At 47.5% G+C, this 18155-nt stretch carries 14 protein-coding genes; 6 read left to right on the forward strand and 8 right to left on the reverse strand.

Annotated elements, in window-relative coordinates:
* Nucleotides 1-432: 432 nt before the first annotated feature.
* From glnA to ACOJUO_RS03180, 6 genes are all read left to right on the forward strand, one after another.
* Nucleotides 433-1836 (forward strand): glutamate--ammonia ligase, encoded by a 1404-nt coding sequence (gene glnA / locus ACOJUO_RS03155; protein ID WP_422135295.1) that lies wholly within the window; start codon nucleotides 433-435, stop codon nucleotides 1834-1836.
* 243 nt (nucleotides 1837-2079) lie between these two features.
* Nucleotides 2080-2601 carry a DUF4124 domain-containing protein gene (locus ACOJUO_RS03160; protein ID WP_422138875.1) on the forward strand — a complete coding sequence of 174 codons (522 nt, stop codon included), beginning with the start codon at nucleotides 2080-2082 and terminating at the stop codon, nucleotides 2599-2601.
* A 194-nt stretch (nucleotides 2602-2795) separates the two neighbouring features.
* On the forward strand, nucleotides 2796-3902 hold the full coding sequence (gene glnL, locus ACOJUO_RS03165) for a nitrogen regulation protein NR(II) (protein ID WP_422135297.1): 1107 nt from the start codon (nucleotides 2796-2798) through the stop codon (nucleotides 3900-3902).
* 3 nt (nucleotides 3903-3905) lie between these two features.
* Entirely contained in the window at nucleotides 3906-5333 is a 1428-nt protein-coding gene (gene ntrC, locus ACOJUO_RS03170) for a nitrogen regulation protein NR(I) (RefSeq protein ID WP_422138876.1), read from the forward strand.
* Between the two features lie 166 nt (nucleotides 5334-5499).
* Nucleotides 5500-6054: a hypothetical protein gene (locus ACOJUO_RS03175; protein ID WP_422135299.1), complete on the forward strand. Its 555-nt coding sequence runs from the start codon at nucleotides 5500-5502 to the stop codon at nucleotides 6052-6054.
* Between the two features lie 191 nt (nucleotides 6055-6245).
* Nucleotides 6246-6956: a molecular chaperone gene (locus ACOJUO_RS03180; protein WP_422138877.1), complete on the forward strand. Its 711-nt coding sequence runs from the start codon at nucleotides 6246-6248 to the stop codon at nucleotides 6954-6956.
* 1 nt (nucleotide 6957) lies between these two features.
* On the opposite strand, the gene ACOJUO_RS03185 is transcribed toward ACOJUO_RS03180, so the two are convergent.
* From ACOJUO_RS03185 to ACOJUO_RS03220, 8 genes are all read right to left on the reverse strand, one after another.
* Entirely contained in the window at nucleotides 6958-7836 is an 879-nt protein-coding gene (locus tag ACOJUO_RS03185) for a hypothetical protein (protein WP_422138878.1), read from the reverse strand.
* Nucleotides 7837-7970: 134 nt separating this feature from the next.
* A complete protein-coding gene (locus tag ACOJUO_RS03190; protein ID WP_422138879.1) occupies nucleotides 7971-10388 on the reverse strand; it encodes a TcfC E-set like domain-containing protein in 2418 nt (805 codons plus the stop codon).
* A 1135-nt stretch (nucleotides 10389-11523) separates the two neighbouring features.
* Nucleotides 11524-12426 carry a hypothetical protein gene (locus ACOJUO_RS03195; protein ID WP_422138880.1) on the reverse strand — a complete coding sequence of 301 codons (903 nt, stop codon included), beginning with the start codon at nucleotides 12424-12426 and terminating at the stop codon, nucleotides 11524-11526.
* Nucleotides 12427-12451: 25 nt separating this feature from the next.
* Nucleotides 12452-13411 carry a hypothetical protein gene (locus tag ACOJUO_RS03200; protein WP_422135308.1) on the reverse strand — a complete coding sequence of 320 codons (960 nt, stop codon included), beginning with the start codon at nucleotides 13409-13411 and terminating at the stop codon, nucleotides 12452-12454.
* 106 nt (nucleotides 13412-13517) lie between these two features.
* Nucleotides 13518-15860 (reverse strand): TcfC E-set like domain-containing protein, encoded by a 2343-nt coding sequence (locus tag ACOJUO_RS03205; protein WP_422138881.1) that lies wholly within the window; start codon nucleotides 15858-15860, stop codon nucleotides 13518-13520.
* A 286-nt stretch (nucleotides 15861-16146) separates the two neighbouring features.
* Complete coding sequence (locus ACOJUO_RS03210) at nucleotides 16147-16695, reverse strand: hypothetical protein (RefSeq protein WP_422138882.1); 549 nt, start codon at nucleotides 16693-16695, stop codon at nucleotides 16147-16149.
* A gap of 705 nt (nucleotides 16696-17400) precedes the next feature.
* Nucleotides 17401-17568, reverse strand: a complete 168-nt coding sequence (locus tag ACOJUO_RS03215; protein ID WP_422140056.1) for a type II toxin-antitoxin system RelE/ParE family toxin — start codon at nucleotides 17566-17568, stop codon at nucleotides 17401-17403.
* A 121-nt stretch (nucleotides 17569-17689) separates the two neighbouring features.
* Complete coding sequence (locus ACOJUO_RS03220; RefSeq protein WP_422138883.1) at nucleotides 17690-17950, reverse strand: type II toxin-antitoxin system ParD family antitoxin; 261 nt, start codon at nucleotides 17948-17950, stop codon at nucleotides 17690-17692.
* Nucleotides 17951-18155: the final 205 nt, after the last annotated feature.

Raw genomic sequence — 18155 nt, forward strand, 5'->3', positions numbered from 1 at the left:
CGGCACAATACGACTAAATGTTGGTAAACCGCCATAACGATTGACAAGTCTCTAGGAGGCCGACCGAGAATAGCGCCCGTAGCGAGGACGGCAGAAAATTGAGGATGAAAATTCGGTTTTGTGAGGAGAATAGCGAGCTATTTGACGAACAAAAGCGGATTTTTAGACCAATTTGCTGCCGCCGCAGTAGGGCTGTCTATTCTCGGTCGGCCTCCTAGGAGCCTGACCGAGGGTAGCACCCGTAGCGAGGACGGCAGAAAATTGAGGATGAAAATTCGGTTTTGTGAGGAGAATAGCGAGCTATTTGACGAACAAAAGCGGATTTTCAGACCAATTTGCTGTCGCCGCAGTAGGGCAGTCTATTCTCGGTCAGGCTCCTACAATCGACCTGCGGTGCTCAACGAGAGCTATAGTCCTTTGGAGGAATAATAAATGTCCAAGACCCTGAATTTGATCAAGGATCACGATGTAAAATGGGTTGACCTTCGTTTTACCGATACCCGTGGTAAAGAACAGCATGTTTCCCTGCCGGTCGGCGAAGTCGATGCCGAATTCTTCGAGCTGGGTAAAATGTTCGACGGTTCCTCCATTGCTGGCTGGAAAGGCATCAATGAATCCGACATGATCCTGATGCCTGATGACAACAGCTCAGTCATCGATCCTTTTACTGACGAAACTACTCTGAACATTCGTTGCGACATCATCGAGCCTTCAACCATGCAGGGCTACGAGCGTGACCCACGTTCTGTTGCCAAGCGTGCTGAAGAGTACCTGAAGTCTACTGGTATTGCTGACACGGCTTTCTTTGGTCCGGAGCCGGAATTCTTCGTATTTGACGATGTTAAGTGGAACGTTGACATTTCCGGTGCTTCATACCAAATCAACTCTGAAGAAGCGGCCTGGTCTTCCAGCAAGTCTTTCGAAGGTGGCAATATCGGCCACCGACCAAAAGTTAAAGGCGGTTACTTCCCGGTTCCTCCCGTCGATTCACTGCACGATATTCGTGCTGCCATGTGCACAGCGATGGAAGCTCAGGGCCTCGGCGTTGAAGTACATCACCACGAAGTAGGTACTGCGGGCCAGTGTGAAATCGGTGTTAAATTCAACACCATGGTAGCCAAGGCTGACGAAGTTCAGATCCTGAAATACGCCGTACACAATGTTGCTCACGCTTACGGTAAAACTGCCACCTTCATGCCCAAGCCTCTGGTGGGTGATAACGGCAGCGGTATGCACGTTCACATGTCCCTGAGCAAAGATGGTGAAAACCTGTTTGCTGGCGATGGCTATGCCGGTCTGAGCGAAAACGCTTTGTACTACATTGGTGGTGTCATTAAACACGCTAAAGCGATTAACGCTTTTGCCAATGCTTCCACCAACTCCTACAAGCGACTGATCCCGGGCTTTGAAGCACCTGTTATGCTGGCTTACTCTGCCCGTAACCGTTCTGCTTCCATCCGTATTCCTTACGTAAACAGCCCCAAGGCCCGTCGTGTAGAAGTTCGCTTCCCTGACCCAACAGCTAACCCATACCTGGCGTTTGCTGCTCTGTTGATGGCTGGCCTGGACGGCATCAAGAACAAGATCCACCCTGGCGACGCTGCTGACAAGGATCTTTACGACCTGCCTGCAGAAGAAGCGGCTGAAATCCCGACCGTTGCAGAAAGCTTCGAAGAAGCTCTGGCCGCTCTGGATGCCGACCGTGAATTCCTGACTACCGGCGGTGTATTCACTGACGACATGATCGACGCTTACATCGAACTGAAGAAAGAAGAGTGTGTACAGGTAAGCCAGACCACTCATCCTGCTGAGTTCGATCTCTACTACAGTGTGTAAACGAATAGGGCAGTAACTACTCCTGTTATCAAAAGCCCAAATGCTGGAGTGTCTATCGCCACAGATAGCACTCCGGCTGTTATTCAAGTCCCCTCTATTTCATATCCCCAATACTCGCTTTAAAGTCCTTTCTTTGTCCTTTCTTTGTCCTTTCTTGACCGCACGGATGCAAACAGGTGCGCTCTACAGTACTCTAGGAGAACCCGGAATCAGCCTTAGATCACCATGAAAAGAATAATATTTATGTTATTACTGGCCCTACCCCTGCCTGAACAAGCCTCTGAAATTTATAAAACGGTCGACAAGAATGGCAATGTCACATTCACTGACAGCCCTGGCGCCCGTGAAAAGGCTGAGCCGGTAGAACTCACTCCCATTACCAGCATACCCTCTACCCAGACAACAGGTCGCTCGTCCATCAAGCCGTTGAATAACCATAAAGAGGGCATTTATCCAGTCTTCACGATTACCGAACCTGCCAATGATTCAACCGTCAGAGATAATGGCAACTTCACCGTTAAAGTCAGCCTGAAACCAAGACTGGTAAAAGGTCACACTTTGTCCTTGTCAGTTGATGGCGTTCAGCAGGGCCCCCCCCAGAGAAACCCTCAATTCAAGCTGAAAAATGTCGATCGAGGTACTCACCAGCTGTCAGTGACCATTCTTGACCCTAAAGGCAAAACCTTAAAAACCGCCAAAAGCACTGTGCATGTGCAGAGAACGGTTTTCAGACCTCCCACACCGGTTCCAACACCAGCCCTCTGAAACTACTGATCGCACTATGTTAGTGCGCTTTGATAAACTGACTTATAATTCGGAGCCTCTCGACTCTTTTCAGTAGTGCGACCTGATGCAAAAAGGTCACACACTGAAAGAGATTGGCAACAGTTGGTTCAATTCTTGCGTAATGTTTTACCAGACCATGAAATAACAACCACCACTTATCCGGGTGTCAGTCGGTGATCAATGAATTTGTACTGGAAAATCTAAACACGGCCATTATTGCTCTGGATCAGGAGCTTCGTGTCTCCTTCATCAACCATGCTGCTGAAGCACTCCTGGATATCAGCGAAAAGAGCGGTCTGCAATTGCCCCCGCCGCAGTCGCTTGACCATGGCTCCATGATGAAAGACCTGCAGCGAGCCCTGGAGCAGAACCAGCAATTTACCCGCAGAGAGTCAGAAATAGTGATTCATGGGGCCCCAGTACTGGTTGATTACACGATTACTCCCGTGGAAAACCAGCACGCCTGCCTGCTGGTAGAGATTCACCCAAGAGACAGGTTGCAACGCATCACTCGTGAAGAATCTCTGATTGCCAAGCAGGAAACCTCACGTATTCTCGCCCGTGGACTCGCTCATGAAATCAAGAATCCACTGGGAGGTATAAGAGGCGCAGCCCAACTATTGGATAAACAACTGGATGACAAAGAACTCAGTGAGTTCACACAGATCATCATTGAGGAAGCGGATAGACTCAGAGACCTGGTTGACCAGATGCTCGGCCCCATCAAACCCCCGAGCATGAACAGTCTGAATATTCACGAGGTGCTGGAAAGGGTTATCCAGCTGATACATGCAGAGACCGGTGGTCAGCTGTCTATTGTGAAAGATTATGATCCCAGTATTCCTGATCTTCCTGCTGACAGGGAGCGGCTGATTCAAGCCATTCTCAACCTGGTGCGTAACGCCATGCAGGCCATAGAACAGCACATGCCTTTAAGTGATGGTCAAATAGCCATTCAAAGCCGTATATCCAGACAGTTCACGATTGGCAATCAACGACGGAAGCTCGTTTGTCGTCTATCCATTATTGACAATGGTCCCGGTATTCCTGAGCACCTTAAGGAAAATATTTTTTACCCCATGATTAGCGGCAGAGCAGAAGGAACCGGCCTCGGGCTACCCATGGCCCAGTACATTATCAGCCAGCATCAGGGGTTAATTGAATGTGACAGTAAACCGGGGCAGACATGCTTTCACGTCTATCTCCCGCTAACGATTAATCAGCCTTCATCCCAACCGTCTTACATCAGACAGTCTTCAGCGGATAAACAACAGGAGTAATTAATGAGTATGGACTCTAAAGTCTGGATTATTGATGATGATCGCTCTATCCGCTGGGTGCTAGAAAAGGCACTGGCCGGAGAGCAGATCGCAGTCGATGTGTTTGACTCTGCCGACAAGGCTCTGCGGGAACTGCAATACTCTCAGCCTGAAGCCATAATCAGCGATGTCAGAATGCCCGGTACCAATGGGCTGGAATTCCTCAAGGAAGTTCACGAAACCTACCCGGATCTGCCTGTCATCATTATGACCGCCCACTCAGATCTTGAAAGCGCTGTCTCCTCCTATCAGGGTGGCGCTTTTGAATATCTTCCCAAACCCTTTGATATAGACGATGCCGTTTCATTGGCCAAACGTGCCATTGAGCACAGCTGCCAGAAAAAGACAGAACAGGTGATTGAGGCGGTTGATAACGGTACAGAGATTATCGGTGAGGCACCTGCCATGCAGGAAGTCTTCCGTGCCATTGGCAGGCTATCGCAGTCCAATATTACTGTACTCATCAATGGTGAATCTGGCACAGGTAAAGAACTGGTTGCCCAGGCACTGCACAAGCACAGCCCCAGAGCCAATAATCCTTTTATTGCCCTGAATATGGCAGCCATACCCAGGGACCTGATTGAATCAGAACTCTTTGGCCATGAAAAAGGGGCATTCACCGGTGCCGGTGCCATGCGCAAGGGGCGCTTTGAACAGTCTCAGAACGGCACACTGTTTCTTGACGAAATAGGAGATATGCCCGCAGAAACACAAACCCGTCTACTTCGGGTACTTGCAGACGGTGAGTTCTATCGGGTGGGTGGTCATACTCCGGTAAAAGTCGATGTCCGCATTATTGCAGCCACTCACCAGAATCTCGAAAAACTGGTTGAGGAAGGCTCATTTCGTGAAGACTTATTCCATCGACTCAATGTGATTCGTGTTCACCTGCCAAGACTCAGAGAACGCTCAGAAGATATCCCTGTTCTGGCCAGACATTTCCTGGACAGGGCCGCCAAAGAACTGAACGTTGAGCCCAAAGTACTCACCCAGGAAACAGCGAAATTTATTGCCAGTCTGGAATGGCCCGGTAATGTCAGACAGCTGGAGAACACTTGTCGCTGGCTGACGGTGATGGCTTCAGGCCGGGAAGTACTGATCTCTGACCTTCCACCTGAACTGTTGAGCCAGCCCGACAGTGGCCCGGTCACTCCCCAGTCAGGCAACTGGGAGCAGCAGCTTCGTCTCTGGGCAGACAGAGAGCTTGCAGCAGGACACAGCGGCATTCTGGACAAAGCTATCCCGGCTTTTGAAAAGATCATGATTGAATCAGCTCTGCAACACACAGGAGGTCGAAAAAGAGATGCTTCCGAGCTACTAGGCTGGGGCAGAAACACTCTCACCCGTAAAATAAAAGAGCTGGAAATGTCCGACAAAGCTTTGACAGAATAACGCTTATGGAATCGGGGGGAGCCGTTTCTCTGACGGTATCCCTCCATTGGACACATCAACATGCCCGAATATCTTCCGCTACTACCCGATAAACTGTCCTGCCAAACAAGTCTCTGAGAATTTCTATACTCCACTTAGGTAACACCAGACAGGAAGTAGGTGTAATATGAAACTCTCAGCAATGGTCTGCAGAGGCTTAGTCGCCTCATTAGTTATTCTCATCACGTCTTCGAGTTATTCTGCGCAGCAGGGCAATATTGGAAAAACATCCACAGGTTCTTTCGGTATTCGCCTGGTTATAAAGCCTAACTTGCAAGCCTCCATAGCAACTCCCTCCACATCACAAACGGATGACACGAATTCAAACGCTGCCAACCTCAATGACGCAACATCAACTGTTGCTAAATTCAATGAGGTGGAGCCTATTTGCATCAGGGGTACGGGAATTAATCAGTACTCTGTTGTCACAGAAGGTTCAGGAACAGGTGGCTCCTATGCGCTCAGAAATGATCAAAGTTCCTATAACTATGAAGTCGACCTCTGGTCTTCTAATCGCGAAGCCCAGGCCCTTAACAGTGGACAGAACAGTAACCCGATCAATGCACTGCCACGCAGCTCAGACTGTAATAACAGTGAAACGGGTTTTATGGTGAAACTACCTCAAGACGTGGCTCAGCAGCCTCTTGAAGGTGAGCTAAACTTGATCATCAATGCCGAATAAGACGCTTTATCAAAGGCTGTTTACCACAGGCGATAGTACCCGTAGAATGAAGGCCGAAGACTATTGCCTGATATTCAAACTCTGGTTCCCGTGCTTTTAGACCCACTGGATCAAAACCGGGAACCAGTCGTGATGAAAAAGAGATCACTTCAGTGACTGGATCAGATTACAGAAACACAAGAGCCCAACAGATGCGGTCGTGGCTTAAACTTTGTCGTCTATCGATATTATTAGCTTTGGCACCTCTGGCTATAACCCTCAATGCTTTCGGCGCTATGTCACTGGATAAAATGATTGTTTATTTCGAGCCGAACAAATCCCCTCGTCAGGACATAGTCGTTACCAATCCGGATAAGGAAAACCTGTATCTGCAGACTGAGGTCTACAAAGTCGTTAATCCCGGCACCAAACAGGAAGAAAGGGTTCGTATTACCGACCCTTCCGAGCTGAAATTACTCAGCACGCCACAGAAAACCATTGTCGCCCCCAACAGTCGAAAAACCGTTCGACTGGTCAGCCTTGAGACACCAAAAACAATTGAGTCAGTCTACAGAGTAACCTTCAAACCCGTCGTCGGTGATCTGGAAGCCACCCAGAATGCCATTAAACTGCTGATTGCCTACCAGGCTCTGGTCTTTGTTCGCCCGGAAAATCCGGAATACAAAGTGACAGCCAGACGAGAGAAAGACTCAATCACTTTCACCAACAGTGGCAACGTTAATGTGGTATTGCGCAATGGACAATTTTGCTCAGACCAGAAAGGCAAACGTCAGTGTTCTGATATTGATGAGATTAAACGACTGTATGCTGGTCAGAGTTGGACATTGAAAATTCCCAGCAGCAAAACCCAAGTGGAATACGGTTTGTTCAATGGCAGCACAGAGGAAAGGAAAAAGTTCTAACTTATAGAACGGTTACTGTTACCGTTACCGTATCTTTATAGATGCCGGGCTCAAGTCCTGATACTTCTGATGGAGGTACGGTAACCTCAAGATTCATATTGGAGCCACCGCCACAATACTGCTGAGTAGAACCTTTCCAGGGCTGCCCATCCACTCCCGGCGTCAGGGTTTCCAGAGAGCCCCCCTGCCCTACTCTTAACTGATAGCCCACCCGACCTGATAGTAGAAAAGTACTACTGAGTCCCATCGCTCTGACCTTGAAGTCAGATCCACTTTGAGTGTAAACACAAAAGTCCATATCCCCCTTAAGACTCTTGTCACTGAGTGACATGTCTTTCAAGCCACTGATCTGGATACGATCAGGAATTTTCACATCAAAGACAAGGTCACTATTATCTGTGTAAGGGATTAAACCACCACTTTCCATACCTTTGAGCTTTAATGTCGCCTTATAACTTCCGGGTTGACGCCCTTCTAAATCAATCGCATTCACCTTAACCGATACTTTCCCTCCTACCTGTCTCCAAGTCCTTGGAGTCAGGAATGTCGAACTCGTATCCGGAATATTACTGCCATCTTTTAGCAACAATGAATTTATCCCCTGCTCAAAGACCACACGAGACATTTCTATAGAAGGAGCGCTCCCTGAAGAGACGAAATCAAAATCGGTAGCTTCAATGGTGTAATCTTCAGCTCGCCGATACCAGCCACAACGAGGAAAGCGTGGCCCAAGACCGGTGCCATTGCACGACTGCAGCTGCAAAGGCAGGTCGATATCAACATCTCCACCGGTCCAGGTAACAGGCAGCGCAACATATTGCGGCTGACCAAAAACGAAAAAACCTGAAGCTGTGTTAGCTAATGTCAGTGCAATTAGCACAAGTATTCCTCTGAGACATATCATAAGAAAACAACATCTGTTCTTATCTTGACTGGACCTTAACTCTAACCATCATAATATCTCCGTATGACCGAGTATTACTGATGCTCAGCCGCTGTCCTGTTCGCCATTGGTCAACTGCCTGACAGCTTGGGAACGCAGTCATACTCGGAAAGATCCACGGTTCCCATTCTTAGTATGTATTGCTTATCATCCGTTTCAACGGGCACTGTGCATTGCAAACCATTCTCCAGTTCAACCCTCAACTCATGAATATCTGAACGGGCTTCTATCTGGAACATGCCAATATCGTCAGTGCTGGAGGGATAAAGTCCTCCGATAATCCGGGCTCTGTCCAGAGGCTCACCCTTCATTAACAAGCGACCAAAGAGCAGTTTCAGGGGGATAGCCTTATAGTCGAGTGTCACGACATTTCCGGGATACAGGGTGACCCGGCGCTCACGCTCATCAAAGCTGTAAAGGGTATCCCCTGAAGGCGACAGGGTAACGGTATATTGCTCAAAAGGCGCCAGCGGGATCACCGAAGGTCTGTCCGCTACGGCATAACCCCTTTTATGACCATCAATGGTTACATCAAACACGTCGCCTTCACGACCTTCCAGATTGACCACCAGAGCACTCTCTGCCAACTGCTCTCCTCCCATAGCCACAACATTGCCATCGGTCAGGAAGCTGGTACTGAAACTGCCGTTATAATTAGTAACCTGGTTATCCTCTGTTGAGCTATGGTTAACTGTCAATGCGGCTTTGCCAAACCGGTTGCCGTATTGCAAAACACCATCGAGTCTGCGTTCACCGCTGTCGGCTTCTGCGGTGACAGTGGAAATCAGTTGACCATCATAAAGATCACCATCATCCCAGGTTGTTGAAAGCCTCAATTTTTCTGTTCTGTCTTCTGTGCCGTCAGTGTTTTGAACTTCAGCCCGGGGGTTAACCCGGAAAGTCCATCGATCCTGACGCAATCGCCACTCCAAACTCAACAGAGCTACGGAGTTGCCTTGCGACTCACTAAAACTGAAAGTAACGTTTGTATCGCAATCCAGCGTTCTGAAAACAGTGGCGGTGTAACTTATTCCGTGGGTTTCCGTTCTGTCACTGTTATTATTTCTGTTGCTGCTGAATCGATAATTGGCGCTACCTCTCCAGAGGGGTACAGAAACAGAAAAACTGCTTTGCTCAAAAGCATCACCAATCAGTGCTGGGCGATCAGCATTGTCCACTTCATTATCATCTCTCCAGAGTCGACGATAGTTGCCATACAGGGAGACGTTGCCCAGCCAGGCCTGTCCAATCAGTGTCATACCATAGCTTCCGTTATCCGCCAGCATCACCGAAGGTGATAACTGATAACGATAGCCCAGATGAAACAGACCCAGCTCAAGCAATGAAGTGTCTAACGTAGCAGCGCCAGAGAGAGTAACCGCCACAGTATCAAGAATTCTTCGACTGACACCGGCCCGGGTCAACCACTGCTGGGTACTATCAGGAAATACCCCATCAAAAACGGATGTCATTACACGTCCCGTTTCAGCAAAAAGCAGCCATTCACCTTCAGGGGGCAGTTGAAACTGCTTAGCAAAGAAACGGGTTTCCTGAGACTCAAGGTTGCCCTGCTCATCCAGAATCCGAATGTCTATATCATAGGCACCCGACGGAAAAGTGGTAGTATTAAGAGCTTGAAGACCGGCTTCAAGGAAATAAGATGCAATCAGTCGTCCATCTTTTCTGACTTCAACCCTACCCCTCGTCGGCATAAAGATTTCAACGGGCATGCCACCACTAAAATCGGTATCGTCTCTGGTGTTATCAGAACTTTGAAAGCGAGCTCCGACAAGGCGCTGATCGGACGTGAAATTTAAGCCAAACCCCTGACTCGAAAGCAAGCCAAAATCGTATTCAAGGCCTTCAAAGTCCCTCTGGCCGTAAAGCTGATTGACCGAGAAGTCTTGAGACTTTGAATAGTCCCAACTCCACAGAACATTGTTTTCGTAATAGGACAACAGCGTCAGACCATATAAAGTGTAGTCACTGCTATTAACGTCATCAGATGTACCGGTGGCTACTGCTGCAAAGTTTTGCATCATGGCAAAACCAGAGTCGGAAGGCGGCAGGTATTTTCTGACATCCGCACCTCGAGTTAACAGGAAGCGGGGATTCACAAAAACATCGACCCGGAAGCGGGATTCATCAAAAATCACACCGGCAACGGGAGGATTAAGAACACCACAATCCCTGGTGACATTGGGCGGACAGATTGCCTCAGTATGGGTATTGAGCTCGCCCGATAAAGCCGAAGCCAAAAAAGCAGGATCATTCACCGAACCGATCAGGCGGACCACATCATTAACATTAGAAAGGCTAATTTTACCGGGTTGGAAGGTGGCCAGCTGGGAAGTTAAATAGCGCTTTCCATAATAAATATCCACCACTGACCTCTGTGGCTCACTCAGCGTCTCAAAACCCGCAGGTACTTTATTCTGGGCAAGGAAAAACGTCTGACTGGCCATAGCTTTCGAGCAGATAAAAACCATGGGCAATGCAATACATAAAATGTCAATGCATTTCCACCTTATCATGGCCCGGAACAATCCTTTTTGTTACCGCTCTGATACTTAGATACAAGACAGCGGTAATTTGTAGCGCAGATTGGCTCAGAACTGTTAACCATAGCCACTTTTGTATTTTCCAGGAAGCCAGCGAGTATGCTCGAGACAAGTTAGCTGGTTATCTGAGATTAGATAGTTAAAATTTACTTAGGTGAAACCACCACTGTTACTGTGTCTGAGTACGAACCCGTGGCCTTACCGGTGTAATCCGCTTCTTTAATATCTACAGTAATTTTAGAGTCAAGAGCGGGACTGCAAGTCTTACTGCCAATGGGGCCATCTACTGCAAAATCACCCGCTGCAACACCCGGCCCCAGATGGCCAGTCCCCCAAGCCCCCCAAACCTGATCTGTTGCACCTTTTTGAGAATAGGTCAGAGTGTAAGGGATACCATCTGCTGCTGGAGCTGACCCTGCAGCCAATTTGAACTCATTAGCGGTGTCCAGGCTGACTTCATACCGTTCAACATTTGAATCAACACAAGAAGGAGTAGAACCTTTGAGATCACCCGTTGCAGCGGTGTTGAAAGTTATGTCCTCCAGAGCAAAGAGCTGTATTAAGACGTTCCTTACAAAAAGGACCTGAAACTTACCGGTAGATGAGTCTATAGTGGGACTTGGTGGGTTCTCAGCCGCCTGAAGCCCGAAAAAGGCCAGTCCTGCGGATAGCGCAACACCTATAGCTACTTCTTTAACTCCATCACTTACTCCTCTATAGCACCACTTTGCAACCTGTTTCTCCTAAGAGTATCAGGCTCTTCAGGACACTTTGATCTCTGAGTCTCTTTACAGGTCCAACTCAGAGCAGTATGGCATATAAACAGAAAGACGTAGGCTCAATTCATGAATTAAACTTTGTCGTTTACCTCAATTATTGAAAAATAAGTTATTACGGAATGGACAATTCTGCACGGGACAGAATGAAAAAAGTCATTGTCATTATAATTGATGAGATTAAACGACTCTATGCTGGGTAGAGTCAGGCATTGAACATCGCCAGCAGCAAAACCGAAGTCGAATACAACTTGTTCAAACGCGGCTCGTAAGAGAGAAGTTATAACTTATAGAACCGATACAGTCACCGTTACCGTATCTTTATAGACGCCGGGCTGAAGTCCGGATATTTCCGATGAAGGTACTGTAACTTCAAGATCCATATTAGAGCCGCCACCACAATACTGCTGAGTAGAACCGTTCCACGGCTGCCCATCCACTCCCGGCACCAGAGTTTCCATAGAGCCACCTTGCCCTACTCTTAACTGATAACCTACCAGACCGGATAAAAGAAAATCATTATTCAGCCCGGTTGCTCTGACAGTAAAATCAGATCCGCTTTGAGTGTAAACACAAAAATCCATATCACCCTGAAGATTCTGATCAGTGAGCGCCAGGTCGCTCAGGCCGCTGATCTGGATGCGGTCAGGAATGTTCAGATCAAAGATGAGATCGCTGTTATCGGTATAAGGTATAAAACCACCGTTCTCCATGCCTGTGAGCTTTATTACAGCCTGATAATTTCCGGGTTGACGACCCTGTAACTCGATAGCATTCACCGTAACCGATACGTTCCCATCTACCTGCCTCCAAGTCCCCGGATCTAAAAATGTCGAACCCGTATCGGGAACATTGCTGCCATCTTTTAGCAACAATGAATTGCTCCCCTGCTCAAAGATCACCCGGGACATTTCTATAGAAGGGACACTCCCTGAAGCAATGAAATCAAAATCAGTCGCTTCAATAGTGTAATCTTCAGCTTGTCGAAACCAGCCACAGCGGAGAAAGTTTGATCCAGTACCGATACCATTGCACGACCGCAACTGAATAGGCAGATCGATATCAACATCGCCACCGGTCCAAATAACAGGTGTCGCAGTATATTGCTGCTGACCAAAAACGAAAAAGCCTGCAGCCGTATTAGCCAATGTCAGTGTAATTAGCGAAAGTATCCATCTGACATATATCATAAGAAAACAACATCCATAGTTATTTTTATCGTGCCCTTACTGTAACCGTCATGGTATCGCTGTATACACCAGAATCGATATTATTAAGAGCACTCTGCATGATCCTGACCTGCAACGTCATGTTATCCTGACCACCGCAATCCTGCTGATTACTGGCATTCCAGATCCTGTTAGGTCTTTGCCCCTGACGGCTATAAGTCCGCCGAAACTGGCCGGGCGTCCGGACCCTGATACGATAATCAACACAATCCGAAGGGTTCACACATTGTCCCTGTTTACTCAGCATAAAGTTACCGCCCGGATTACTGCTGCTATCGAAGTCTACAGAAACGCCACCTGTGTTACTGAATACGCAGACACCAAATTGAGCTGTCAGGTTATTACCAGAAAGATCATTAACATCCAGGGCAACATCTTCCAGACCTGATATTTGCACGAACTCAGGTACAACGATCGGAATAGTTACCAGAATACTGTCCAGATGGCGTGTATCGAACATGTCTTCGCCAGCAATATAAAAACGGAAGTTGTATGTGCCAGCTTCAAGTTGTTGCAGCCGATTCTGGTTGAATGTAAAAGTAAACGAACCCATCACTGTGCCATTGGTAGTAGTCTGAAAAAATGAGGATGAGCTATCGGAATGTGTCCACTGACCGGGTACTAAACTCCCCTGATTTTCCAGCTGACTATATTGAGCACTGATCAAAAACTCTGACAACTCATCCGCCTGATAACTATCAGGAACATTACTCGAAGGGCTCTGGCTGCCGGGATCAGAATCAGAGAGAGCCAACCGATAATCCTGACCTACACAGCCCGAATTACAAAATGCACTGAAGGAAACCGTGAAGTTATAGGTGGGGTTTGCACTGCCCGAGGACACGTTGAGCGGGTCAGCGACAAAACCTGAGAAATCAAAGAACGCCTGTGACCCTGACGAAAAGAATATCAGTACTGCAAAAAACACCTTGATAAAATACTTCAATGTCTTCAATCCCGGGCCTTTATACGACAGACCTTCTTGTAATCAATGCAGCTGAACACTGCAGGATCCCATTATCCTGTTATCTATTTTTTTCTGAAAATCCCGCTCAGGAATCATCGCGTTTACCGATGGCCAGCTGACCTTCCAGCTCGGGAACACAATCAGACTCGGAAAGATCCAGAGTTCCCATTCTCAATATGTATTGTTCATCATCAGGTTCAACAGGTACGGAACATTGCCAACCATTCTCCAGCTCAATCCTCAATTCGTTAATATCTGAGCGAGCTTCTATCTGGAACATGCCAATGTCGTCTGAGCTGGAAGGATAAAGCCCTCCGGTTATCCGGGCTCTGTCCAGAGGTTCACCATTCATTAACAGACGGCCAAAGAGCAGTTGCAGGGGGATAGCTTCATAGTCCAGTGTCACCACGTTTCCGGGATACAGGGTAAAACGGCGCTCCCGCTCATCAAAACTGTAAAGGGTATCTCCTGAAGGCGACAGGGTAACGGTATATTGTTCAAAAGGCGACAGTGTGATCACCGACGGTCTGCCCGCCACGGCATAACCTCTTCTCTGGCCATCAATTCTCACATCAAAAACGTCGCCTTCACGACCTTCCAGATTGACCACCAGAGCACTTTCAGCTCTTTGCTCTCCCCCCATGGCAACAACATTGCCATCGGTCAGGAAGCTGGTACTGAAACTGCCGTTATAGTTAGTAATCCGGTTAGCTTCTGTTGAACTGTGGTTTACCGACAATGCCGCTCTGCCAAACCGGTTACCATACTGCAAAGTACCATCGAGTCTGCGTTCGCCGCTGCCCGCTTCTGCGGAGACACTGGAAGTCAACTGGCCATCAAAAAGATCACCGTCGTCCCAGGAGGCTGACAGCCTCATTTTTTCTGTTCTGTCTCTAACACCGTTATTGTCTTGAACCTCAGCCCGGGGGTTAACCCGGAAATTCCAACGGTCCTGACGGAATCGCCACTCAAAACTGAACAGCGCTACCGTGTTACCTTCTGATTCACTCAAACTGAAGGTCGCACTGGTGTCGTAATCCAGTGTTCTGAAAACGTTAGCGGTGTAACTCACTCCGTGGGTTTCTGTTCTACCGTCGCTATTATTTCTGTTGCTGCTGAATCGGTAATTGGCGTTACCTCTCCAGAGGGGTGCAGAAACAGAAAAACTGCTTTGCTCAAAAGCATCACCGATCAGTGCCGGGCGATCTGTGTTTTCCTCTTCACTGTCATCTCTCCAGAGTCGGCGATAACTGCCGTTGAGAGAGACGTCGCCCAACCAGGTTCTGCCAGTCAGGGTCATACCATAGCTGCCGTTATCTGCTGCTACCATCACCGACGGTGATAACTCATAACGATACCCGAGATTAAACAGACCCAGCTCAAGCAATGCAGTGTCCAGAGTAGCGGCAGCAGAGAGAGTACCTGCCATAGTATCAAAAATTCTCCGACTCACACCGGCCCGGGTCAGCCACTGCTCGGTACTTTGAGGCAGGGCACCATCGAAAACCGATGTCATCACACGCCCTGTTTCGGCAAAGAGCTGCCATTCACCTTCAGGGGGTATTTGGTACTGCTTTGAAAAGAAACGGGTTTCCTGAGACTGTAAGTTACCCTGTTCATCCAGAATACTGATTTCTATATCGTAGGCACCACTGGGAAAATTAGTGGTATCCAGAGCCTGTAGACCCGCTTCGTGGAAATAAGAGGCAATCAGTCGTCCATCTTTTCTGATTTCAACCCTGCCTCTGAGGGGCATAAAGATTTCAACCGGCATACCACCGCTGAAATCGGTGTCGTTCCGGGTATTATCAGAACTCTGAAAGCGGGCTCCCACAAGAGGCTGGTCGGACGTGAAATTCAGGCCAAACCCCTGACTTGAGAGCAAGCCAAGATTGTATTCAAAACCTTCATACTCCCTCTGACCATATAGCTGATTGACCGAGAACTGCTGTGACTTTGAATAGTCCCAGCTCCACAGCACACTGTTTTCATAATAAGACAACAGTGTCAGACCATTCAGAGTGTAGTCATTGCCATTAGCGTCTTCAGTGTTACCCGTGGCCGCTGCCGAAAAGTTCTGCATCATGGCAAAGCCTGCATCGGATGGCGGCAAATATTTTCTGACATCTGCAGCCCGGGTTAACAGAAAGCGGGGATTAACAAACACATCGACCCGGAAGCGGGACTCATCAAAAATCACACCGGCAATGGGAGGATTAAGAACACCACAATCCTTCGTGACATTGGGCGGACAGATCGCCTCGGCATGGGTATTCAACTCGCCCGATAAAGCTGTCGTCAAAAAAGCAGGATCATTCACCGAACCAATCAGGCGAACCACTTCATTAACATTGGAAAGGGTAATTTTACCGGGTTGAAAGGTGGCCAGCTGGGAAGTTAGATAGCGGTTGCCATAATAGATATCCATCAGCGACTGCTGGGGCTCGCTGAGCGTCTCAAAACCTTCGGGGACTTTATTCTGGGCAAGGAAAAGCGGCTGACTGGCCACAGCTTTCGAAAAAATAAAAACCATGGGCAATGCAATACATAGAATGTCAATGCATTTCCGCCTAGTCATGACCCGGGAAAGTCCTTTTTGTTACTGCTCTGATTCTTCTACCGTGGGTTGGCTCAGGGCTATTACTCACGGCTGTTTTTTATTTTTTTGGAGAGCCAGCGAAGATACCGGAGTCAACTTCGCTGGCTACTCGGGATTAAATTGCAGTTACGGTAAGCGTTACACGATCACTGTACGCACCGGGGTCAGCTACAGTAGAAGTATCAACATTCACTGTGACAGTTACGTTCTCACCAAATGCTGAACAAGCAGTAGTATTATCTACAACACCGCTTCCCGTTGCGGGAAAGTTTTTAGTAGAAACCTCACCACTACCTAAGTTGCTTCCTCCCCAAGTCGCAGGAGAACTACCACTTATTTCATCAAGCGCAAGTGTATAGGGAAGAGTAGAACCTCCACCAGAGGCCAGATTAAAGTCTCCATTTGCGGAGCTTACTTCAAATCTAGCGAAGTCGGTGTTGCTGTATACACAGAAGTTATATGACTCGGTGCTCTCGCCTGTATCAAGGTCAATATCTTGAAGACCGAAAACTCTGGATTGGGCATTATTGTATAGATTTATATCGAAGTTGCCAGTAGACCCAGTTGAGCCTATTTCAAGCTCTCCATCCTGCGCTGCCTGAAGCCCAAAAGAGGCCAGGCCTCCAGACAGTGCTAAAGCCACAGCTACTTTTTTAAATTCCATCACTTTCTCCAATATCTAGAAATAGTCCGTTGTCTATTTTTCTTCAAAGCTTCAGGTGTTTTCCGACACCTGATCTCGAAGCCACTTTTCAGGCTTCTTTCGGAACATCAAGGCAGACATGGAGAATGACAAAAAGAACTAAACAACCACTGTCTTTTTATTATTCTTATGACTGACTTTACCTGAAACCGATACTTCTTATTTTCTCTACACGCTTTAGTTAGCCCAAGGCTGACTAATGTACGTATTTTCCGATAAGGCTAACATAAATAATTGCTCACAAAAACATCTATTGGAGATATATTGATCCATGTCAATACCTCATATTCAAAGATTTTGAAAACAGGTACTTCCCGCACAAATGTAAGCGGATTCATCAATATAAATTTATATTTTAAACTTTGAGCAGATTTTTTTAGATAAAGATTTGTTTTCAGGTCGTCAACTTAATCGTAAGTGTCCTGATGCTCGTTGCCTGTATCCGCAAAAACAGCTGAACGTTACTAATCGCTCCTGCTTACAGTCGTTCCTTTGCCAGTGACGCCAGTGCAGTTGAATCCTTGCCACCTGAGAGATTGAGAATGTGAGCAATGTCTTCCATGACTCACCTTTTTTCGGGCATAAAAAAACTGTATGAAGCCGACTTTTGAATGTTAGTTGTTAAAGCAAAAAAACATCCGCAGTCGTTTTGTTAAATATTTATTCTTATTCCCGCAGTTTGCGTTTTATGTCTGCAGACTGGTGAATAACCGCCACAATGTCAGGCTGGTTATTAACAATATCGTAAAGAACGATGTGCATCCCTACCGGTGTAGCATACAGTTCAGGGTCTACGGCTTTTCTCTGTGTGCCCGCTCTGGGGTTCTCAGCCAGCTATTCAAACTTGTCCCTGATTTTACGCAGATACCTGTTGGCCTGTTCAGTCCCCCAGCGCTCCACTGTATAAAACCAGATGCTCATTACATCGTCTTTTGCTCTCTGGCGAACAGTGTAACTACCCGACATCACGCCTCTCGTTTAATTCATCAAGCAAACGATCCATATCAAAGTCTTTTACAATCGGGCTGTTACGACCGGCTTCTATTTTGTCCTTCAGAACCTGTAACCTGGCTTCATATTCTTGCTCTTCTTTTTCAAAGACCCTGAGCGCTGCCCTAACCGCCTCACTAACAGACTGAAAACGACCCTTTTCTATAAGATCATTGATGAAGTCTTCGTAATGCTGGCCTAATGTTACCGATGTTGTTCTTGCCATAGCTCCGCACCATTTGTGTTAATAATTAACACATATTACTACATTCTGGCGATTCAGCTTTCTATTCTTTCGTTGGGTTGAACGCACAAGACGCCAAACGAGCTTACGGTGATCTGATTTCTGCTACCAAGCAGCTGGCAGCCTGTCGGACTTGAGATTGTCCTTCGCGGTAAGTGAGGAAGATGAGCGCAAACACACTATAAAA

The organism is Endozoicomonas sp. ALC020 (assembly GCF_049275935.1).
Lineage (GTDB): Bacteria > Pseudomonadota > Gammaproteobacteria > Pseudomonadales > Endozoicomonadaceae > Endozoicomonas_A.

Coding starts and splice junctions, on each gene's coding strand:
- glnA (WP_422135295.1), top strand. CDS start 433: ATGTCCAAGACCCTGAATTTGATCAAGGATCACGATGTAAAATGGGTT.
- ACOJUO_RS03160 (WP_422138875.1), top strand. CDS start 2,080: ATGTTATTACTGGCCCTACCCCTGCCTGAACAAGCCTCTGAAATTTAT.
- ntrC (WP_422138876.1), top strand. CDS start 3,906: ATGAGTATGGACTCTAAAGTCTGGATTATTGATGATGATCGCTCTATC.
- ACOJUO_RS03175 (WP_422135299.1), top strand. CDS start 5,500: ATGAAACTCTCAGCAATGGTCTGCAGAGGCTTAGTCGCCTCATTAGTT.
- ACOJUO_RS03180 (WP_422138877.1), top strand. CDS start 6,246: ATGCGGTCGTGGCTTAAACTTTGTCGTCTATCGATATTATTAGCTTTG.
- ACOJUO_RS03190 (WP_422138879.1), bottom strand. CDS start 10,388: ATGGTTTTTATCTGCTCGAAAGCTATGGCCAGTCAGACGTTTTTCCTT.
- ACOJUO_RS03195 (WP_422138880.1), bottom strand. CDS start 12,426: ATGATATATGTCAGATGGATACTTTCGCTAATTACACTGACATTGGCT.
- ACOJUO_RS03205 (WP_422138881.1), bottom strand. CDS start 15,860: ATGGATATCTATTATGGCAACCGCTATCTAACTTCCCAGCTGGCCACC.
- ACOJUO_RS03210 (WP_422138882.1), bottom strand. CDS start 16,695: ATGGAATTTAAAAAAGTAGCTGTGGCTTTAGCACTGTCTGGAGGCCTG.
- ACOJUO_RS03220 (WP_422138883.1), bottom strand. CDS start 17,950: ATGGCAAGAACAACATCGGTAACATTAGGCCAGCATTACGAAGACTTC.